Origin of the sequence: Acinetobacter sp. YH12200 (assembly GCF_013418175.1) — a bacterium.
In the GTDB taxonomy this organism is placed as follows: Bacteria; Pseudomonadota; Gammaproteobacteria; order Pseudomonadales; family Moraxellaceae; genus Acinetobacter; species Acinetobacter pseudolwoffii.
In genome coordinates this window covers 1-21,615 of record NZ_VPCO01000030.1, presented here as the reverse complement: position 1 = coordinate 21,615, position 21,615 = coordinate 1, and the positions used below count along the sequence as shown (strand labels likewise).

General features: G+C 38.8%; 16 protein-coding genes and 1 pseudogene. 5 read left to right on the top strand and 12 right to left on the bottom strand.

Features of this window, described 5'->3' with window-relative positions:
• Positions 1-211: 211 nt before the first annotated feature.
• The 10 genes from FTU90_RS14380 to FTU90_RS14335 form a co-directional block, all read right to left on the bottom strand.
• On the bottom strand, positions 212-988 hold the full coding sequence (locus tag FTU90_RS14380) for an OmpA family protein (RefSeq protein ID WP_180072981.1): 777 nt from the start codon (positions 986-988) through the stop codon (positions 212-214).
• Between the two features lie 93 nt (positions 989-1,081).
• Positions 1,082-4,909: a type VI secretion system membrane subunit TssM gene (tssM, locus tag FTU90_RS14375; RefSeq protein ID WP_180072979.1), complete on the bottom strand. Its 3,828-nt coding sequence runs from the start codon at positions 4,907-4,909 to the stop codon at positions 1,082-1,084.
• 31 nt (positions 4,910-4,940) lie between these two features.
• Positions 4,941-6,383 carry a hypothetical protein gene (locus tag FTU90_RS14370; protein WP_005096865.1) on the bottom strand — a complete coding sequence of 481 codons (1,443 nt, stop codon included), beginning with the start codon at positions 6,381-6,383 and terminating at the stop codon, positions 4,941-4,943.
• Positions 6,380-7,375 (bottom strand): type VI secretion system baseplate subunit TssG, encoded by a 996-nt coding sequence (gene tssG / locus FTU90_RS14365; protein WP_100354989.1) that lies wholly within the window; start codon positions 7,373-7,375, stop codon positions 6,380-6,382. The genes FTU90_RS14370 and tssG overlap by 4 nt, the downstream gene beginning before the upstream one ends.
• Positions 7,339-9,141, bottom strand: coding sequence for a type VI secretion system baseplate subunit TssF (tssF, locus tag FTU90_RS14360; protein WP_180072977.1), 1,803 nt, complete (start codon positions 9,139-9,141; stop codon positions 7,339-7,341). The genes tssG and tssF overlap by 37 nt, the downstream gene beginning before the upstream one ends.
• On the bottom strand, positions 9,138-9,629 hold the full coding sequence (tssE, locus tag FTU90_RS14355; RefSeq protein WP_005096862.1) for a type VI secretion system baseplate subunit TssE: 492 nt from the start codon (positions 9,627-9,629) through the stop codon (positions 9,138-9,140). The genes tssF and tssE overlap by 4 nt, the downstream gene beginning before the upstream one ends.
• 78 nt (positions 9,630-9,707) lie before the next feature.
• Positions 9,708-10,211, bottom strand: coding sequence for a type VI secretion system tube protein Hcp (locus FTU90_RS14350; RefSeq protein ID WP_005096861.1), 504 nt, complete (start codon positions 10,209-10,211; stop codon positions 9,708-9,710).
• Between the two features lie 52 nt (positions 10,212-10,263).
• Positions 10,264-11,745 (bottom strand): type VI secretion system contractile sheath large subunit, encoded by a 1,482-nt coding sequence (gene tssC / locus FTU90_RS14345; RefSeq protein ID WP_005096859.1) that lies wholly within the window; start codon positions 11,743-11,745, stop codon positions 10,264-10,266.
• Positions 11,732-12,241 carry a type VI secretion system contractile sheath small subunit gene (gene tssB / locus FTU90_RS14340; RefSeq protein WP_180049458.1) on the bottom strand — a complete coding sequence of 170 codons (510 nt, stop codon included), beginning with the start codon at positions 12,239-12,241 and terminating at the stop codon, positions 11,732-11,734. The genes tssC and tssB overlap by 14 nt, the downstream gene beginning before the upstream one ends.
• Before the next feature lie 14 nt (positions 12,242-12,255).
• Positions 12,256-12,939, bottom strand: coding sequence for a hypothetical protein (locus FTU90_RS14335; RefSeq protein WP_180049460.1), 684 nt, complete (start codon positions 12,937-12,939; stop codon positions 12,256-12,258).
• Between the two features lie 347 nt (positions 12,940-13,286).
• Between FTU90_RS14335 and tssH the strand changes: the two genes are divergently transcribed.
• The 5 genes from tssH to FTU90_RS14310 all read left to right on the top strand — a co-directional run bounded on the left by tssH (position 13,287) and on the right by FTU90_RS14310 (position 20,427).
• Positions 13,287-15,953, top strand: a complete 2,667-nt coding sequence (gene tssH / locus FTU90_RS14330) for a type VI secretion system ATPase TssH (RefSeq protein WP_180072975.1) — start codon at positions 13,287-13,289, stop codon at positions 15,951-15,953.
• Positions 15,954-15,999: 46 nt separating this feature from the next.
• Positions 16,000-17,109: a type VI secretion system protein TssA gene (tssA, locus tag FTU90_RS14325; RefSeq protein ID WP_180072973.1), complete on the top strand. Its 1,110-nt coding sequence runs from the start codon at positions 16,000-16,002 to the stop codon at positions 17,107-17,109.
• A gap of 8 nt (positions 17,110-17,117) precedes the next feature.
• Complete coding sequence (gene tssK / locus FTU90_RS14320; RefSeq protein ID WP_180039987.1) at positions 17,118-18,482, top strand: type VI secretion system baseplate subunit TssK; 1,365 nt, start codon at positions 17,118-17,120, stop codon at positions 18,480-18,482.
• A gap of 8 nt (positions 18,483-18,490) precedes the next feature.
• A complete protein-coding gene (gene icmH, locus FTU90_RS14315; protein WP_035337934.1) occupies positions 18,491-19,303 on the top strand; it encodes a type IVB secretion system protein IcmH/DotU in 813 nt (270 codons plus the stop codon).
• A gap of 167 nt (positions 19,304-19,470) precedes the next feature.
• A complete protein-coding gene (locus FTU90_RS14310) occupies positions 19,471-20,427 on the top strand; it encodes a M15 family metallopeptidase (RefSeq protein WP_051064991.1) in 957 nt (318 codons plus the stop codon).
• Positions 20,428-20,434: 7 nt separating this feature from the next.
• Here FTU90_RS14310 and FTU90_RS14305 read toward each other — a convergent pair whose 3' ends face one another.
• The gene (locus FTU90_RS14305) at positions 20,435-21,196 is read right to left on the bottom strand and encodes an alpha/beta fold hydrolase (protein ID WP_005171027.1); all 762 of its coding nucleotides are present in this window, start codon (positions 21,194-21,196) and stop codon (positions 20,435-20,437) included.
• Between the two features lie 307 nt (positions 21,197-21,503).
• Positions 21,504-21,615 (bottom strand): annotated as a pseudogene (locus FTU90_RS14300) (IS5/IS1182 family transposase); the annotation flags it as partial.

Sequence of the window (21,615 nt, the reverse complement as noted above, 5' to 3'; positions counted from 1 at the left end):
GAGAAACAGAATAAACGTTCCCGTGCCAAGAAAAGTATGCCGAGCCGTAAAGCTCAGAAAGCTGTTATTGAACAAAGAAATTTAAATCCTGTGCTTGACTCTTGTGGTTAAAAACAGGACATTTTAAATGGTTTATCGCATAGACATTTTAATTGGTGAATAACACAGTCTGTAAGCCACAAATAGATATGATGCTCAAGCAACCTAGGCTTTAAAGCACTTCAAATTCAATCCTGCGATTTTTCTTACGACCTTCAGCTGTTAAATTATTAGCTATAGGTTGAGTTGACCCTAAACCATCAACACTTAAATTTTCAGCTGCTATATTTTTACTGATTAAATAATTCTTTACGGCTTCTGCGCGCTGTTGACTCAGTACTATATTTTTGTTGGCATCACCGGAACTATCAGTATGTCCAATAATCCGTACCTTCTTTCCGCTCACCTTATTTAAAGCTATGACCATTTCATCCAGAATCTTTGCACCGGACGCTGCCAGTACCGCACTACCAGATTCAAACTCAACAATGCGATTCTTTAATACCGCATCAATAATCTGCTGTTCTGCCTGATTTACAGTGAGCTGTGCATTTAAATGATAATTTGCTGGTATTAAACCTTGAAACTTTTTAGTAGTGATATCCATTTCATGAAGATTCAAAACCTTACCAATCAACTGAATATTAGACCCTTTGACCGTTAATTTACCTTGTTTTACCTTTTTAAGATCATCATTAATCACCTTATTTACCGCATTCGACCATCCAATTGGTACTGTCACTTGACGGATCTGAATGCGATTTATCACATTTTTCTGGCCATAAGTTGCATAGAGTTTATTCAAAATTTCCTGTTGTGTGCTGTCATTCGGTACAACACCTTCAACAATAATGGATTGGGCCTGTACGCCGCCGCCTAAACATATAGATAATAAAATTATGATTTTATTTATATAATTCAATTTTAAGCAGGTTTTTTTTATTTTCATTTCAGGTTTCTACCCCATGTGTTTTTTATAGTTTAATATCGTGAGTTAAGCTCATCTGACATTTATTTATTTATTTATTTTGGATTAAAAAGATCATGGCGTCGTCGCTCCTGTTTTTCCTACCGGAAGCATAGATGTTTGATTTATTTGTCCAGACACCGCAGTACGCTGTGCAGCGACCACACGTACCGATTTATTCGAGACGATCTGATCTACCAGTTGCAAATTGCTATAATTTGGCTGACCTCCGATAGAACTTGAATTATTACCACTCACCAGCCGGAAATGGGTCTTCACAAATAGTTCAGGATAATCTTTGCTGCGCCACACCATTTCAAAAATATTGCCTTTTTGAGTACGTTGTGCATTATCAATCATGCGGTTGATGCCATATTCACCTGGTTCATCAAATATGGTATGGGTCTTCCCTTCCAGATCGATTACTGTGATTCGCGCGCCCGGAATGGTGCCAGGATTTGGCCAGATAAAATTCACCCATTGTTGAACACCATTTTCAAATAGCATTCTTTGTCCATCAATATCAATGGTATACGCTAGTAAGTGAGACTGTTCTAAGGGATAAAACTGAAAATTAGATTGATTGAGGTTCACGGTTTTTGAATTGGTATGGTTTAACTCTCCAGTCGCCAGACCATGTACCGGTGCGACATAATTCTGAAAACTTGCAATAAAGGCAGGATTTAGACTAATGCCTAAATCTTGCCAGGTTTTTGAAGTCAGACTATAGCCGCGACGGATCACCAGAGGATCCAGATGCTCTTTGACAAAACGTGCAATACTGCCATTTTCACCAAAAATCTGATTAATTTCCTGAGAGCTTGCCTGCAAACTGGCCTGACTGCTAAACGGATATTTTTGTGCCAAATTTCCACTAAATGGTTGATAGGCCTGTATCTGCCATAATTTATTCATTTCAGCCTGGGCCGGAATCATCAGGCTTTCAAAGGAACGTGTCAGCGGCACACTCAATAATTTTTTAATCAGCTGTTGATCCAGCTCATTGCTTCCCACCGACATTTTTTCATCGACAAATTTCTGTGTGATATTAAAGATAGAGTTCTGCTCATCAATGGTTTGTTTGACTAAGATCATGCTGGCAGGACCAATATCGCCAGAACTTTTTAAATCATTGAAACGGCTTCGAACCTTGGCCATGGACTGCATATACTCATCTAGCAGCGACCGGTTCTGCAGATCGTCTCGCGAGCGTACAATCTGATAAAACAACTGAAAATCTTTAGAAATCACGCCATGAGATAAATGTGATGCAGAATTCTGTGCCAGTTTCACATCATCACGTTGCAATACTTTACGTTTAAACCAGGCAATAAAACCTTTTTGTGGAACTGCCAATTCAGCTTGCACCACAGGATTATCCCAGCTGGTTTCTTGTGCTACACGTTGAATGACCTTGCGGATGGGTGAGTTTTCTGGCTCACCCAGAATATCAATCTGACGGGTATGCTGATTAAAATCGGTTGTCTTGGCATAATGAATTGCATTTAAAAATTTACGCCATTCACTGATATATTCTTTTTTATACATTTCAGTCAGCTGGCGTCGAATTTGTTCCGGACTCCCACTGAAACTCAGGTCATCTGATTGGATGGTATTCAATACCCAGTCTTTGCTTTCGGTTGAGCTTTGAGCTGCCGTATCTATGGCATGTTGTACATAATCATTCCAGGCTTGATAGCTATAAAAACCGGGTAAGGCATAACTTCCCAACATTATTGTTTGAGCACTTTCCCCTACCATCTGCTTGATGGTTAAGGCTGGAAAACGTACCGAAGCCCGCATTTTAATTTCGTTATACACACGGTCACGTGCGGATACGCCTGTCGTCAGTGCTGACAAAACCTGACGGGTCTGTTCCACCAGAACAGTATCAGGATTAAGCAGAGGAAATGAACTTGAACCTGTCAAAGTCATGGCATAGCTGAGTAATTGTTCGGCCTTTTGCAACATTTCGGTACGTGGCTGTTGCCCCTGATGCTGATCAAGCCAGTTTCGCCAGAACCGTGTCAGCTGGTCACTCAAATGACTTGAATCTATATATTGGCGGTTGCTCAACATCAAATAAGTCTTAAGCGCATTATAGGCATCTTGTGGATTTTGGTCTGATGGCGCTAAGGCCAGTTGTTGAACTTGTGCAACCGGCTGAACTTGTACATTGATATGATTTTCTTTTAAAGTCGCCGAATGCTGTTTTACCCGTTGTAGATATTCCGCAATACTCTGCTGGGTAGGCTGCAAGATTAATTGCTCAATTCCTTTCAAATATTCAGCTTGCAGTTTTTCCCGGATCTGATGCCCTTGATACAGACCAAAACGATACTTGAATGGAAGCCTTTGATCAAATTGATCCAACTGTTGTAAATGCGCTTGCAGGATTAATAATGCATCCGTTTGTGTGGCCAGTTCAGTTCCTGACTGTTGCTGCATCAGCACCACCTTATTCAGGTCAGCCTGAACCTCAGCCATTAACTGCTGGTTATTCCGATAAGACCATATCCACATACTCAGTACAATTGATACTGTGAGTAAAGCCCCGGTAAAAGCCATAAAGCGCTGACGTTTTCGTGCCGGATTAATATGCTGCTTTACCAGATGCTTATCTTTAAGGATGACCTCAGAAAATAGGCTTTTCAGGAAATAACCTTGATGCTGGGATGTTGATGGAGTGGATAGCGCAATTTCATCATCACTGCGAATCAGATGAAAATCCTTAGCAATCTGTTTTGTCATTGGACTTTCAATCTGGCCTTCCTGTAAGGCACTGGTAAAATAAAAGCCACGAAAAACCGGTTTAAATTGGTAAGGATTTTCCTGAAACAAGGTTGCAATAAAGGTCTTGAATACTGGTTTAAGACTCTTAAATTCCAAAGGAAAGGTCATCACGCTGGGTGATATCTGCTGCGAATGACGACGGGTTAAGTGGGTCGTACTTACATTTTTGAGTCCGTCATATAAAATACTGAAATGCTTTTCAAACAACTGAACAGCATTTTCACTGGAAGCTGGTTCATAGGCCAAGGTGGCACCCCAAACCTGATCAAATTCCTGCTCATGATAACAATCAAAAAACCCCGTGAATCCGGCAATCAGATCCATCTTGGAAAATACCAGATAAACCGGAGCAAATACCTCTAGACGTTCGGTCAGATCCTGTATACGCGCCCGCAGACTTTTGGCCAGTTGCATAGACTTCTCCGGACTTTGGTTGACCAGTTCGGCCACACTGACCATCACAATCAATCCATTCACTGGTGCTTTAGCACGATTTTTCTTGAGAATATTCAAAAATCCCAGCCATTCCGGATGGTCTTCAGGATAGACCGAATACCGCCCAGCGGTATCCAGCAACACACCCTGTGTTGAAAAAAACCAGTTACAGTTTCGAGTTCCATTGAGCCCGGCAGATCGCATTTTCTGATGGGTTGCTTCAAATGGAAAGCGTAGACCTGAATGATAAATGGCAGAACTTTTCCCTGCTTCAGGATGACCAATCACCATATACCAAGGCAGTTCATAGAGTGCAGCATTAGCCTTGCAATCGCCCAGTTTAGATTTACGAATCAGCTGGATGGACTCTTTGACCTGTTGACTGATTAACTGAAGTTCTGCTTTATTATTCTTGCTTTCAGCCTCGGTATTTTGAGCTAAGGCCGTTGCAATTTTTTCGTCCTGTTTAGCAGACCGATAACGCTGGATAAATGCATAAATCCCCCAACCTATTAAAATAGCAGCATAGACCAACAGTAAAATCCAGAAGACTCGATCAGCGACCGTATTCTTCATGGAAATAATGACCACTAAAAAAGATAAGGCCATCATCGCTTTAGGATTACCAATGTACTGCCAGACATAGCCCAAGACGGTATAAAATAGTGTATTCACGGTTATCTCTTATTTTAATTTTTATAAATAATTAAGCGACTAATGTGCTTTGATTGAGTTGATCATTTTTTGTATTGGTAAAATATAAATAGGTAGATTCTTGTTGTAGGCCATAGGTTATTGTAATGACATTGTCTACTAGATGTGCTGACAACATCGCGGCAAAAACGGTGGCTAAATGCTGTGTATGCCCCAAATAAATTTTAGGATAAACAACATGATCTGGTTCGAAGTCAATATTTTCGAAACTTTTTTGTATTTTCTTCATTTTTTTGGAATGCGTGACTTCATCCAATACGACTAAAAAAGGTTGAGGCCATTCTAGCTGAGTAGAGAGATCAACTTGATGCTGAGCCAGATATTCCTGCAAATGCGTGACATGCTTAGCTACTTGCAGGGTCTGCAACGGGATCATTCCTTCAATTTCTAACTCAGGCGCAGCTAGACACCAGCTGGCAGCATATTCTGACGCAATATAGTGTTCATTTTGCCAAAGTTGATCATTGAGATAGTCCTGATCAATTTCAGAATCTGCCACGATGATAAGACTGGCCTCATGGGATTGCCCTGCGCTCTCTTGTATTAAATTCAACCAGTTGGAATAAGCACGATCAGCTGGCAAGAAATGCAACTGGAGATGAATCTGAGCAGGAATTATTGAATATTGCTGCTCAATCTGGCTTAAGAGTTGTTTCTGATATATTTCATTCCAATCATCAATCAAATGATCGGCTAACAAAATATGAAGATTCAATCGATTTAAGCGAACGACTGGTGCGGTAGTAAGAGGTGTAATGTGACTCTCATCTTCTTGGTAATTTTTCTGTCTCCATCCCGGATGCATTCGATATTGATAAGCCAGCTCCTGATCATAAAATAATGCAGAATGTTTTAACTGTCTTGATATTAAGCTCAGGCTTTCCTGATGCTGCTCCAGTTGATCTTGAATGAGGTGTTGAATCCGCCGTCCACTTAAGCTTGTCATTATTCCTTGCTCAGTCTGGTCTTTTTCGAGCAATGAATCTATGGCATGAATACGATATGCCAATAGCGGCAGACCAAAATAATTCAGCAATTTGGGGTCTAATTCTGGACTACTAAACTGCATCATTTTCTCTAAAATTTCTGCATTTTCACCAAAACTGTGCCAAGCCGCAGCTGAAAAAATATTAAGGGGGTAATCTTCAATCGGCTTTAAGGTTTCTTTTGTATTTTCAGAATCTTGCTGCCGTATTTGAGCCAATGAATTTGCTTGATCCTGCTGCTTTTGTTTTCTTTGCTGATACTTTTTTAGCGCTTTATAGATCAAATAAGGTGTAAATAACAGCAGGCAAAGTAGTAAAGGTAAAATACCGAAATACAATGTCAACTCTATATTGGATGGATCGTACTGAATGTCTCTCCAGTAATAAATGACAAGACCACTCGTAAGCACAAATAAGCCTACAAAAGTCTGAATGACAGGCTTGATCATGACAGGCTTCCTATCAGGCTATAACAAGTTTGCGTATTATGTGTCGCCTGATTGGCCAGCAATACCGCCCCTTTTGCCAAACCCATAGGATTCGCTTGTCCGAGCTGGACTGAACATAATTCATCTTTTTCTAGAATCAGCCGGAGATCTACCAATAAGGTTGGGCTACACCAGATTTGAAGAATCTTTTTTAATTTGACACTATGGATCCCTTCAGATAAAAAATTCAGATAGTCTTCACGTTTTAATGGGCCGATTTCAATTTCAATTTTTTCATCAATTTGCTCAAGTCTTTCGCCACAAAAACTATTGATTCCCAGCCGAACCGGTCGTGATTCTCCCAAACAGCTTCTTTGCTGTTCATTAAGCTGAAAGGTTTCTGGAATGAACTCATTGATCTGAAAGTTAAACTTAAAGATACAGGACAGGACGCTGTTTAAGGCATAATGTGTATTATTTTGACCCTGCATCAAACCTGAAAATTCAGCAAAATAATCATCTATATTCTGCTGTTCATGCTGCTGACTCATATAGCCACTCAAAGCATGTAGCAGGTTCAGATAATGATTTTCCTGCTCAATTTCATAGCGTAAGGCTAAGTGATAATTCAGACAGGCATCGACATATTGTGCAGTAAGCTTATGATTGAATAATCCCAGAAAATGCAAGCTTTCTTCTCGTTGTGCCCGTGTGCCCTGTTTAATTTTATCCGTATAGATATAAGGCAATTCTCCCAGAATACCAGTTAGCCCAACAATTAAATTGGTCATCTGCACTTTCTTATCTTGAGTTTGTAGTGATTCAATTTCAGAGACTGGAAAATTAAGATTCAGTGAACTGATAAATTGAAAGGCTTTACTCCATTCCTGCTCGTTTTTCTGTTCAGGCGCATGCCTTAATAATCGCGTGGCTTGAATAAATTCAAAGCTGGTCGGTTGCTGATAAAGCCGGTCAACTACAGAAGCCTTTTGCCACCAATCTGCTGTACGCATTGGTATAACTCCTGTTTTGATTTTGAATCAATAACGTGCATGTCTACATAACTATTCATCTGAACCTTTAAATTAAAGAGATGATTTAAAACCTGCACAAATATATAGAGACTAGCCCCCCGAAATATTTCGGTATCAATTTGAATTTCAACTTTGACACCACGTACAAATAGTGGAAACGGTTTATGCTCACGCAGTTTCTGCGTCAGGGAAAATTGCACAGTCTGAATTGAGTTAATAATGAGGCGATTTTCTTTAGATTGTGGCAAGTTATAAAGTTCAAGTAATTCTTTAATATAGCTGACCGCATCCCCTTGCATTAAAGATAGATTATTTAATGATAAGTGTGAAATAATCCGCCACTGTTCCTGCAGTTTTTGATCAAAACAATAGGGTAAATTAGGTCTTTTGACTAAGGTCGCCTTCCGCATCAAGCTACTGTCATTTAAAGATAAGGTGTTTTGATCTTTATGGTAACTTTCATAAGGCAGATCCCGATTACAGCATAGTAACTGGATACTGACAAAGTCAGATGAAATTTGATGCGGTTCTAAAGATTTTGAAATAATGGAATATTTTAGTCCTGTACTATTATTATTCTCGGGGAATAGATGATAATAAAACTGCCCATCTACCTGATGATAATGACTCATAGCAAAAAAAGGTAAGACTGAACAAATCATCTGATTTTTTTCATTTTTTTCTCGTAATATATTCATCTCAGTGATTGCATAGACCTGAAAATATTCAGGATGATGGATATCACTTATGAGTGAATACTCAAGGCGTTGATGATCAATTTTCTGTGGTTCAGCCTGTTTAGGGAATAAATTCACTATGGGAGTTGCAAATAATTTAAAATTGGCGCTATTTAATTCTGAATAGTTTCGGATCATTGCCTGATCATTCAGATTCATTTTAAAGTGAATCTTTAATTCAAATTCTGTAGTTTCTATATTCAGGTTTTTTAGAAAATTCAGATTCAAATCAAGAAAATTAAATTTCTCTGGAAAGCAAAAATACTCAATTAATAAACGATAAGCATGGTGAGTATGCTGATCGATTGGTAATACACTTTCTGTCTCAGTAAAACCCTGCAACTCAAATGGATTTTCAATATCAATCTTTTGGGTCTGTGTGTTTATAGAAAAACGGGTCTCGGGTTTAAAAATACAATCCAGTACTTGCAAGGGGAGATTGGAAATTGCATCAAGATAAATCGGCAGTTTTTGTTGGTCTAGCAGTCGTTGCTGCTGGTTAAAAATCTCGAAACCAAAGATTAGAGTTGCGTTCTGATTTAAATGAATATGTGCCGAAGCATGTGTTTTAAAACTGAGCGATTTTAATCCGATGGGTAATAGTTCAACCTGTTTTACCGTACGATATTCGCATTGTACTCCACGGGTACTTTTTGATTTTAGTACAGTTTTTTTAGGAATCTGCTGGCTACTTTTAAGCTGTCGGATTTTATTGCAATCCTCAAAACTGACCACTGAACATGCTGGAAAAGGTTTCAGATACTGCGGAAACATCACCTCAAAAATAGAGCGAGTGAATACCTCGTAGCTGTCATGTAACTTTTTATCAATGCGGGCGGAAATGAGTGAAAATGCCTGAATCAATCGTTCAATATGCGGGTCATCAATTTGCTCCTGATTGAGAGCAAGACGTTGAGCAATTTTCGGATATTTTTTGGCAAATTCTCGTGATTGTTGTCCAAATTCCTGTAATTGTTTTTCATAATACGGTAATAATTCTTCAATCACAGCACACCTGCTGATGTTCTAGGCAAAATCACGTATTGTTGTGTTGTGGGGTTGAGAAAAGCATCAAAAATCACCGGCTCATAGAGTGGATAAATATTTAAATAAGCTTGGATACTCAAACACAAGCTCCCCATATTCTGCTCATCGACCAGCATCTCTACATTAACTTGTTTTAAACGTAGTTCATGAACATGAATAGACTGCTCAATAGAACGGCAGATTTTGTCCCGATCCAGTGGATTCGCCGTTGAAAGACCGACAAAATCTATAATGCCAAATTGAAGAATGGAACCTTTGACCTGATCATAGCGATCAACCCTGCCCTCCAGATTAGCCATGCGGCTATTTAATAGATCTTCCAGATCAGTAGCGACTGATTCTCTTAAGGCCTGCAAAGAAAGCCCTTGTACACTCATTAGGTTCTGAGGCAAGAGACGGTCAAATAATGTTGTTCTAAATCCGTAAGGATGGAGCTGATCCAAATTCATATTGTTATTTTCTAATTTTATTTATTATTTTAAATATTCTGAGAGAGGCTGATCAGGATCAGCCTCTAAAGGAGCAAATTATGCTGCATAAGATGCAGTGTTATTTGCCAATGACCATTTCTTGGTCACTGCACCTTTTTGCGTGCCATTAATATCCTGTTGATTATAAGTCCATTCAACTGCTGCATATTTCAGACCAAAAGCTTCTGTTGGAACACCTTCTTGATTCACTACTGGAGTCACTTGTGAAACCAACACATGTTTTAATTTAATTTGTAGATATTTAATGCGTTTATCGCCATTCGCTCGATAAAAATCGATTTGTACTTCATCAAAGGTATAACCTGCTGAACATGCTTCCCAAAGTTTTGGGCTGGTTGCATCCAGATCTTTCATAAAAATCATGTCAGAATGTTCAACCCGTTCTGCAGTATGACCACCTACACTGGAAGAGGTTGCCGATTTTGGCTGGCGAATATTGTGAGACCAAGAGTTCACTTCTAACCAGCTTTTATGTTCTGAATCACGAGATTCACCATCGACTTTATATTTGCCTCGAAATTGGACGTAAATATCTTTCATTTTTAATAATTTTCCTATTGTTATAAACGTTATTATAATTTTGCCAACAGCTTTAATTGCTTGACTGCGGCAGCTCAGTGACCAGTCGCAAAGAGACAGACAACTCGTCTAGCTGAAAGTGTGGTCTCAAAAAGACCACAGACTTGTAGTGTCCAGGTTTTGCCGGATTTTCTACAACTTTGATAGAAGCCTCACGTAGTGGATACTGTGCTTTGGCTTCCTGTGAAGCGCCGTCATCCAAGAGTACATATTGAGACAGCCAATCATTTAGAAATGCTTCGACATTTCCTGCTGATGCAAAGCTTCCCACCTTGTCACGCATCATGGCTTTTAAATAATGGGCGATACGTGAAACTGCCATAATATATTGAATTTGACTTGATAATGCAGAATTGGCATTGGCCAGGTCATTTGCATATTTCTTTGGTTTTTGTGTAGATTGAGCGCCGAAAAAGGCAGCATAATCCGTATTTTTACAATGTACCAACGGAATAAATCCAAGATCACTGAGTTCTTTTTCACGACGATCTGTAATGGCAATTTCCGTCGGACATTTAAAAATGACTTCCCCATCATTGGTTTTAAATGTATGTACTGGTAGACCTTCGACCAGACCGCCACCTTCAACACCACGAATTGCCGCACACCAGCCATGCATGTCAAAGGCATTGGTTAACCGTGTACCCAGGGCATAAGCAGCATTCATCCAGAGGTATTCATTGTGATTTTTACCGGAAACATCTTCCACGTAGTTAAAGCCTGCTGTCGCAGTACCTTCTTTCGGATGATAAGGTAAACGGCCTAATACTCGCGGAATGGTCAATGCCATATAACGGGCATCGTCACTTTCTCTGAATGAACGCCATTGTACATATTCAGCTGTTTCAAAGATTTTGGACACATCGCGTGGACGATCGATGTCGGTAAAAGCTTCCAGTCCAAACATTGAAGGACTTGCCGCAGAGATAAATGGTGCATGTGCGGCGGCTGCCACATGTGAAATCTGCTCTAGCAGATACAGGTCTGACGGTGTGCGATCAAATTCAAAATCGCCAATTAAAGTGGCATAAGGCGCTCCACCAAAAGAACCATATTCTTCTTCATATATTTTTTTAAATAATGTACTTTGATCAAAGTCAGTTGCACTCTGAAAATCTTTAACCAGTTCTTTTTTAGTGGTATTCAGCATGCGAATCTTGATTAAAGAATGTGATGGCGTTTCCTGACAAAAATAGTATAGTCCACGCCAAGTAGATTCGATTTTTTGAAACTGTTCGTGATGCATAACCTTACTGAGCTGAGTCGAAATTAAGGCATCAATTTCTGCAATACGTTTATCTAAAGCCAGTGTCATATTTTCAGAGACTATAATCGTACCGGCCATAACCTCCTTGGCCAATTCACCAATCAGGCTTTTAGCACGTTCATGTTCCTCTTCGGTACGGGCAATTCGACTACGTTCAACGATAGAATCCAGAACCGAGTATTCCTGAATAGATACATCTGGGACAATTGCAGCATTAGAATGATTCACTGTCTGCCTCCACACTCATTTTCTGAATTTGGTTGGTATTTTTTAAAACTTCATCCAGCAAATCTTCCAGGCGTTCATTATTGGAAATCTTATTGCGCAAATCAGTTAAACGTTCTCTTGCTTCAACCAGTTTTCGCAAAGGTTCAACCTGTTGTACTACCTGTTCCGGCAGGAAATCATCCATAGCATGGAACATCAGATCTACCGAAATTTTGCCGCCCTCTTCGGTTAAACTATTGTCCACCTGAAAACTGGCATGGGGTGCTAAGGACTGCATTACCTCATCAATATTTTCGAGGTCTACATTGATAAATTTTTTATCTTTAAGCTTGCTGCTTTTCAGTTCAGAGGCTGCTGAAAAGTCTCCCAATACTCCGACCACAAATGGCAATTCTTTGACTTCACGGCCATCCCCGACTTCGACATCGTAGGTCAATTGCACACGCGGCGGCCGAATGCGTTGTAATTTTTTTTGTACACTTTCACGCTTAGCCATCATGATTTTCCTTGTTAATTATTTTTTAATGATCCAAATGGATTGGTAGTGAGGCCATGGGTTTGAGTGCTTATATTTTCTGGTTTCTTATTGTTCATGGCTGCTGTATTCACTTTCGTATTATTACTCGATGTTTTATTTTTCTTTAGATTAACATTTTGTTTTAGCGTAGTATTTGCCTTGGTTTTTATCTGTTTTGATTTCGAATTCAACGCTGTATGGGATGAAGATTCAGAAAATTTCGGTGCGGGTTGTGCCAGATAAATATGTTCAGTCAGTGATTTGGCTTGCGGATAGGTAAATTCGTTTAAAGCACGAACTTCTGTACTACGCATCTGCTCTAAACTTCCGGCAGAGATTCCAATACCGGCCAAAAAACCAAGATCAGTTAAATCCTGATGATGGTAATTCTGCTGATGTAATTGCTCGATTAAATTCAATGCCTTCAGGTTATATCCTAGTTCGACATAGCGCTTGGCGATTTGGGTATTGAGTTGATGCTGTAGCTGAATATTTTTCTTCACCGATTTGTCGCACAGCTGCTGATATAAACCGATCAGTGCTAAATCAGTAACATCCTTTGCCTGTGGATAGGCCTTGATACATGATCGATTTAATTCTGCAGCGTGGGTTTGAGCAAAACATAGCTGTGCCATTCCTGAGATGAGCAATACGATAAAACTTAAATTGTTTTTCAAAGTGAGCCTCATTTTTTGTTGTTTTTTATTTTTGAATATTAAAAAATGATTTTTCTATTCTTATAATTTAAAAATCGTGATGTGGATTTAACAAAAAATGATCACAAAAAGTCAATACGAAAATGAGTTTTAGTTAAAAAATTTATGTAATTTGCTAAAATTGCTAAATTCCGATCAATGAATGCAGACTTTTTATTAGATTTGAGTAGAATATGCCAAAAATAGTGCGTCAAAATATTTTGATAGCTTATAGATAAACTTAAATAAATAAAAATTAAACTTAATAATAAGAATCATATAGCTATAAATTCCCAAAATATCAGGCTATATATTGAAAAGAGAAAAATATGAGTAATTTAAAAATTTTGATTACAAAATTATCCGAACATGCGCGCCTCTACCTTGAAAAATCGGCGAACTCCTGCATTAAAAATCAAAATTATGAAATCGAAATTGAGCATTTTTTCTTAGAATTGCTACAACAAAATGAATTAAATGATATAAAGTTCTTGCTGAAAAAATATAAAATTGATGAAGATAATCTGATTAATGAGCTTCGTCTGAGTATTCAACAACTGAATAAAGGGAATTCTCGCACTCCTATCTTTGCTAAATCAATTATTCGTGTATTAGAACAAGCCTGGCTTTTGGCTTCAGCAGAAAAAAATCCGATGATCCGGAGTGGACATTTACTGGTTGCTTTGCTTACTGCACCGCATCTATATCAAGTTGCGATTCGTGCCTCTGCATTATTTGAGCTATTTCCAATTGATAGCATGAAGCACCAATTTTTAGAACACTGTAAGCAAAGTATTGAAAGCCCAGATCATATTCATTGCAGCAACATACAAGAAAATTCACCCGCTCAACAGCCAGAATTTAATAAAACTCCAGCACTCGATCAATACACAATAAATTTAACTGAAAAAGCGCGCCTAGGCCAGATTGATCCAGTGATTGGTCGTGAATTCGAAATCCGCTTGATGCTAGATATCCTGATGCGCCGTCGTCAAAACAATCCTATTCTTACTGGGGAGCCAGGAGTAGGAAAGACTGCCGTTGTAGAAGGACTGGCACTGAAAATTACCACCCATCAAGTGCCTGATCCACTTAAAAATGTAGAGCTGCATATGTTGGATCTTGGATTATTACAAGCGGGTGCCAGTGTCAAAGGTGAATTTGAAAATCGACTCAAACAAATCATTCAGGAAGTTCAGTCTTGTCGTTATCCTATTATCTTATTTATTGATGAAGCCCATACCTTGATTGGTGCAGGTGGTCAGGCTGGTCAGAATGATGCAGCCAATCTGTTAAAACCGGCTTTGGCACGTGGTGAACTACGCACCATTGCAGCAACGACTTGGGCTGAGTACAAACAATATTTTGAAAAAGATGCTGCACTTAGTCGGCGTTTTCAGGTCGTGAAAGTAGAAGAACCGACTGAAGAAGTGGCCATCAATATGTTACGGGCCATGATTCCGGTCATGACTCAACATTTTCAGCTGCACATTGATGATGAAGCCATTATTGCTGCGGTACGTAATTCGCATCGTTATATCAGTGGGCGGCAATTACCAGATAAAGCCATTAGTGTTTTGGATACGGCAGCAGCACGGGTGGCTTTGAGCCAAAATTCGCAACCGGTCAAGTTAGATCATTTACAGGCACAGTTACATAATTTTCAACTGGAATATGGCCTTTTACACAAAGAGCATCAAGATCCCCTGATGTATCAAGAGCGTTTAATTAAATTATCAGAAAAAATTTCCAACTTAGAACAGGAAATTTCACAGCTGAGATGCCAATGGCAGCAAGAACTGGAGCTAATTCAGCAAATCAAATCCTTACAGGCTCAACCCGAACAGAGTGAGAAGCAGAATCAAATAAAAACATTACGCCGGCATTTAGCCCAGATTCAGGCTCAGGATCCATTGGTCTTTGAAGGTGTGAACACGCTTATCATTAACCAAATCATTTCAGACTGGACTGGAATTCCGGTAGGAAAAATGATGAATAATGAGATCCAGCAAGTATTAACGCTCCAAGATAAATTATCACAACGTGTCATGGGCCAGGATGATGCATTACAACAGCTGGTACAAGGCATTAAAACGTCTAAAGCTCAACTGGATGATCCGAACAAACCGCAAGCTGTGTTTTTGTTAGTTGGCCCAAGTGGTGTAGGAAAAACTGAAACTGCCCTCGCCTTGGCGCAGGAATTATATGGTGGTGAGTCACATCTGATTACGGTGAATATGTCGGAATATCAGGAAGCTCATACTGTATCTTCCTTAAAGGGTGCGCCTCCAGGTTATGTCGGCTACGGTCAAGGAGGCGTATTGACGGAAGCTGTGCGCCGTAATCCATATAGCGTAGTTTTACTGGATGAAATCGAAAAAGCGCATACTGATGTGCAGGAGTTATTTTATCAGGTCTTTGACAAAGGAATGCTGGAAGATGGCGAAGGCCGACTAATCGATTTTAAAAACACTACGATTCTGCTGACGTCGAATGTGGGTTCCAGTGCCATGATGCAGGCTTGTTTAAATCAACCTAGGGAAAACTGGCCAGATGCCAATACTTTGATAGATCAATTAAAACCAAGCTTATATCAGCAATTTAAACCGGCCTTTCTAGGACGTATGCAGATCGTGCCTTATTATCCTTTGCACGATGAACTGTTAATCCGGATTATTCAGCATAAACTAGCAAAGATTATCCAACGCATCCAGCAGCAATATGCCATGCAAGTTACTTATAATGAAGACGTGCTTGAACTACTACTCAGCCGCTGTACTGAAGTTGATAGCGGTGCACGTAATATTGATCATATTTTAAATGCTTCCATATTGCCTGCTTTGGCTACAGAAATACTCATGGCCATGAGTGAAGAAAAGCTGCCTAAATTAATTCATATTGATGTCCAGCAAGATGAAATCCTTTACAGTGTAGATCCAAAAATTAAAACAGTTAAAAAATTTCGTTTTAAAAGCAATACAGCTGATGTTGTATGATCAGATTAAATAATAAAAACAAATAAATATAAGAATGGGTATAGAAATGACACTGAAATTTGAATATTTATTGCAAGGAATTTCCATTGAACAGCCATGTGGTGTGGATTGTTCATTTTCAAATGATTTTCATGCGATTAAAAAAGCCAAAACTTGGGATGATCCCCTATTGGATCAAGGTGACTGGATCGCTGAACCCAAACAAGCGGATTGGCAATTTGTGAATGACAAAATAATTGAATTATTGTGCGAAAAAACCAAGGATATTCGATTATATACTTGGCTCATTCAGGCATGGAGTCATCTATATGGTTTTGAAGGTATTGCTCGAGGATTAGAACTAAGCCAACAAAGTCTGGGGCGCTACTGGTTAGAGATACATCCTGTTATTGAAGAGGATAATTTTGATCAGCGTTTAGGTTTGTTGCAAGGTTTGATTGCACAATTCCCCATACTAATGAAACAGATTCCTTTGGTCAGCTCCGCACCTTTTTATAGTTTAAGTACATATGAAGCACTTTTACATCAGCGCAATATGCAACTAAAACAACAGGATTATTCTTCTGAAAATGATCCTGTTCAGGACTTGGAATATTTTGAGCAACTATTGCTAAATACTGACAAATCTATACTGAGCCGAAATAATCAATATCTTTTGGAGATTCAGACAGAGTGGCAGAAACTTAAAACCACTTTGGATCAACTGTTGGGTCTGGATGCACCAAGTTTTGCAGCCACAGACTCTCAGCTCGAAGCAATATTCACCAGTATCAAGCGAATCTATAAAATCGAAACATTTGCGCAACCTTCCGAAATAATATTAGATCAGGTGAACTCACCACAACCTCATACTTCGGAAGCAGTTGTGATGAATATCTCACATGTAAATTCAAATCTGCAAAAATTTCAGCCCCACGCCCAAAACCATTTGGCCAATCGTCAACAGGCAATGCAGTTATTACAAGAGATTGCTCAGTATTTTCAGATCAATGAACCACATAGCCCAGTGAGCTATATGCTACAAAAAACAATTAAATGGAGTCAGCTGCCCTTACATGAATGGCTGGCTCAAGTCATCAAAAATGAGAATCCTGTAGAGCATGTCCATGAATTACTGGGTGTACATACCAATAATGAATCAAAGAATGAATGGTAAATATTAAAATGTTCAGAGCAGAAAAAGTACTTTGGGGCGAAGGTCTATTTTTAAGACCGCAACATTTTCAATTACAAGATGCTTATCATGAGCAACGTTTGAGTCATATGATTCGTGCGACATTTCCTTTTGCTCATGGAATTCAGTCCATCCAATTTGATGAAGCACAGTTCAATATGCACATACTGGCATTAAGTAAAATTGAAATGATTTGGCAGGATGGTGAAATTTATCAGGCACCAGCACAGGATTTATTACCGGAACCCGTGCAACTGGATGCTTTAAACCTGCATGGAGAGATGCAGGTTTATTTGGCTTTACCGATGCTACAACCGAATAAACAAAATGTAAGTCATGCCGAAAGTACTCAGGCTGGCCGCTATCACTCGCAGTTAATTTCAACCCACGACTTATTTACCGATGCAACGACTGCAGAAATCACCCTGTTACGCCGTCGTGCTGAATTTAAGCTATTTGAACTCGGACAAATACCTCAACAGCATCTGGATGGCTATTTATATATCCCGGTTGCTCAAATCAAGAGACAAAGTTCAGGAAATTTTATTCTCAATCATAAGTTTATTCCTCCCATTCTACATATCCAGGCATGTGAGTATCTGCTAGACAATTTAAAGCGAAGCTTAAATATCATTCGAGCCAAAATTAAGACGATTCAATCCAATAACCGTGAAAATGAACAGAAATTGATTGAATTTCGCTCGGGAGATATTGTCTCTTTCTGGCTGGTAAATGCCTTAAATACAGCCCATGCAAGCTTGAACCATATTTTGCAGTATCCGCAAATTCATCCGGAGCGACTATATGCGGAACTGCTACGACTTACTGGATCTTTACTCACCTTCTCGACTGCTTATGAGATTGATCAACTGCCACAGTATCAACACCATCAACTTTACGACAGCTTTAATCAGCTGGATATTATTCTCAGAGATTTACTCGATACGATTATCTCGAATCGCTATATCAGTATCAGTTTAAAAGAAACACGTCCATCCTATTGGATTGGGAGTCTAGAAACAGACAAAATCAGCCGAAATACCAGGTTATATCTGGCTGTATCGAGTAGCGTAATGCCAGCGCATAATCTGATTGCGCATGTTCCGGTCCGTTTCAAGGTCGGCAGTACCATCGATGTTGAACAACGCGTAATTGCAGCTTTGCCTGCTGTGCCATTGCAGCATCTTATGCAGGTTCCTACAGCAATTCCGGTGCGATCCGGTGTTCATTATTTTGAGATCGAACCAAATAATGAACTGTATCAGCGCATGCTGGATTCAGAAGCAATTTGTGTTTATATCCCGAATGGGTTTCAGGATATTGCGATTGAACTCATTGCGGTTATGAATGGATGAATATTCAAATGAATACAATCACAAATAATCCTTCTTCACTGTTTGAAGAGGATCAGAACGGAATCGGCGATATAGCAAGACAATCTATCGAAACCAATATCTCATACGGGGCAAGTTTGCTAGATTTATTGCATGATGGTTTTTATATCGTTTTTCTTGTAAAAAATAACTACATACCTGCTGATATAGAATTATTCCGTGAGAAAGTTTTGCAAATGCTCAGCCAATTTGAAAGCCAGGCACGTAAGGTACAATTTTTAGCTGAAGATATTCAAGATGCCAAATATGCCTATTGTGCTTTACTGGACGAAACGATTGTCACACAACAGGATGAGCGCTTTTTTGATTTGCAGAATTTCTGGCTGTTGAGCCCGTTGCAATTAAGTCTGTTTGGTTCACAACTGGCTGGCTATCAGTTCTTTGAATATCTGGAAAACATCCGTCATAAAGACAAGGATCGACTGGCAGTATTAGAGGTTTATCATTACTGTCTATTATTAGGCTTTCAGGGAAAATACCGGATTGAATCGATTGAACATTTGAATAGTTTGGTGGCTCGAGTCGGAGATCAGATTGATTATCTCAAAGCTAATAAAACGGCCTTCTCTCCTTTTTCCGCACTTCCCGATCAAATCAGACATATAATTCATCGAGAATTACCATTTTTCTGGATTCTAATTTTCCTGTTTTTATTTGCAGTATTCAGCTTTGTCGCTTTTAAATATGTTTTATCGACAGAACAAACAACTATTTTTGCTCAATATCAGAATCTGATTAGCGCTCCTGCTGAGCAAGCTTATATTACGATTCATTTACCCTAATTAAATTTTTCAGATCAATACCATGAAAGCTCATAAAAATAAAAACTTAAAAGTATTTACTTCAGAAAAATTGAATGCAATCTTTGCGAAGAATTGCGCCGTTGTGCAATTTATATCGCCTAAGAAAAGATTGGGTTGGAATCTGAACTAGATCAAGTATTTCACTTATGATTTTTATCATATTGAGTAGCTTCACCCTAATGAGTTTGGTAATGTTCGCCCTGCTGTCCTATGAATTTAGACGAAGGATACAGGCTGTTTTTCTCAGATTCATTCCGCAAAGTAAACAGCAATTGACTCAAGCAATACATTTTTCACGTAAATTTTATCGGGCGGCCTCGCCTGAACATCTGCATTCTCATTGGTATGTTCAGCAGTGGTGGATTTTGATTACCGGATTAATATTATTTGGCAGTATTTTGCTACTCGCTTTTACCCAGCCCTTAACTGCCAGAAAATTTGAATCTGAATATTTAAGGAAAGTTGATCCACAAATTTATGCTCTTTTGGATGGGCAAATGTTGACAGCTCCGCCTGAAGTTGCTGACCGCCTCATTATAGAAGCCCTTCAACAAGAGCATTTTCCAGATCATCCGGCTATTTCAGCACAAAGCTTTAATTCAAATCTTGAAGATATTCATAGATCAGCAATGCCTACGCATTCAGATATCAGTACAGCAGACCGTAAATGGCATAAGATGAATCCACGATTTAAGCAACGTTTACTGATGGTATTTAAAATCATGAAAGAACAGCATGATTATGAGCTGGTTTTACTTGAAGGCTATCGGAGTCCGGAACGGCAAAATTCGTTGGCAGCCGATAGTAATATTACCAAGGCTAAAGGCTTTCAGAGTTATCATCAATTTGGATTGGCTGCAGATATTGCCTTTAAACGGCATGGCAAAGTAGTCATTACAGAACGTGATCCTTGGGCCATGCGCGGTTATGAATTATATGGTCAGGTCGCTGAATCGGTGGGTTTGACCTGGGGCGGCCGCTGGAAATCCATTAAAGATTTCGGACATACTGAATATCGTATGCCCGGTTTAAAGAAAACTGCTGAGATGGCGCATCAACTGATCCATGAAGGTCAATTACAGGTACATACATTACATCCGTAAATATTACTTAATTAAGGAATGCTTGCATGTATTTAATGACTTCATCTGGTTTTTCACCATGTAGCCAATGACCGGTATTTTCAATAACTTCAATTTTTGCCTGAGAAAACTGTTCATTAATTGCTGCAAAATGTTCTGGTTTTGAGATATAAAAAGAATCACCACCACGCAGAAATAAGGCTGGCCGATTAATTTTTTCGACCTTTTCCCAAGCCATAATATCTGGATAATGATCAAATAAAGCCTGAACATTAAACAGCCACTGCCCTTTATTAAAGGATTTTAATAAAAATTGAATCACCATTTCTTCATGAAGATATTTACGCATAATTTTTGCTGCTTCCAGTCGTGAAGCAACATTTGCTTGCTGTACTGCAAATAAGGCTTTAAAAATTTCAGCATGATGACTTTCATGATATTGGATCGGTGTAATATCAAGCACGATGAGTTTTTCAGTCTGTTCACGAGCTAAATCTGCCAGTTTCATAGCAATTTTCCCACCCATAGAATGTCCAACAACGACAAACTTATGAACATTTAAACTGGATAAAGTTTCCAATACATCTTCTGCCATGAGCTGATAGTTAATATCAGAGCTATGACCAGAAAGACCATGATTACGCACATCAATTTGGATCACGGTTCTCTGTTCAGAAAAATGTCGAGCCAATACTCCTAAATTACTCAAACTACCAAATAAACCATGAATAAAGATCATTGGAGATACTGTTGAAGTTTCATGATGGTGTAATTGATAGTTAAGGATCATTTGAGAATTCCGTGATTTCTTGATTTAATTGTTAATAGTGGGTTGATATTGAAAATTAATCAATTGCCAAATTTTTAAAATAAAAATTTACTTAGGCTATTTGTAGCAGGTTGATCAATTTGCTTAGGCTAAATTCATCATCAGATTAAAAGTGTTCAAAGCTTAATTATTAATTTGAATTAAAGAAAAATGCCCCATCAATATAAAAGACGATCTAATACATTTTTAAAATAGCCTTGGGATTAAGAGAAATCGCACCCATATTTTATTTTTAATTTCAGAATAAGGATGATACTAGGGTGTGTCCTCATTTGGCTTTGCACCAAATAAATATACAGGCTATACGAATCATAGATTTATAATTGCGTGCCAGTTTATCAAATCGAGTTGCAATAGCACGGAAATGTTTTAATCTCGCA

Excerpts from the sequence above, each read along its gene's own strand:
- FTU90_RS14310 (WP_051064991.1), top strand. The coding sequence starts at position 19,471 with ATGATTTTTATCATATTGAGTAGCTTCACCCTAATGAGTTTGGTAATG.
- FTU90_RS14370 (WP_005096865.1), bottom strand. The coding sequence starts at position 6,383 with ATGATCAAGCCTGTCATTCAGACTTTTGTAGGCTTATTTGTGCTTACG.
- FTU90_RS14380 (WP_180072981.1), bottom strand. The coding sequence starts at position 988 with ATGAAAATAAAAAAAACCTGCTTAAAATTGAATTATATAAATAAAATC.
- FTU90_RS14305 (WP_005171027.1), bottom strand. The coding sequence starts at position 21,196 with ATGATCCTTAACTATCAATTACACCATCATGAAACTTCAACAGTATCT.
- tssB (WP_180049458.1), bottom strand. The coding sequence starts at position 12,241 with ATGGCTAAGCGTGAAAGTGTACAAAAAAAATTACAACGCATTCGGCCG.
- tssA (WP_180072973.1), top strand. The coding sequence starts at position 16,000 with ATGACACTGAAATTTGAATATTTATTGCAAGGAATTTCCATTGAACAG.
- tssH (WP_180072975.1), top strand. The coding sequence starts at position 13,287 with ATGAGTAATTTAAAAATTTTGATTACAAAATTATCCGAACATGCGCGC.
- tssK (WP_180039987.1), top strand. The coding sequence starts at position 17,118 with ATGTTCAGAGCAGAAAAAGTACTTTGGGGCGAAGGTCTATTTTTAAGA.
- icmH (WP_035337934.1), top strand. The coding sequence starts at position 18,491 with ATGAATACAATCACAAATAATCCTTCTTCACTGTTTGAAGAGGATCAG.
- tssE (WP_005096862.1), bottom strand. The coding sequence starts at position 9,629 with ATGAATTTGGATCAGCTCCATCCTTACGGATTTAGAACAACATTATTT.
- FTU90_RS14350 (WP_005096861.1), bottom strand. The coding sequence starts at position 10,211 with ATGAAAGATATTTACGTCCAATTTCGAGGCAAATATAAAGTCGATGGT.
- tssG (WP_100354989.1), bottom strand. The coding sequence starts at position 7,375 with ATGCGTACAGCAGATTGGTGGCAAAAGGCTTCTGTAGTTGACCGGCTT.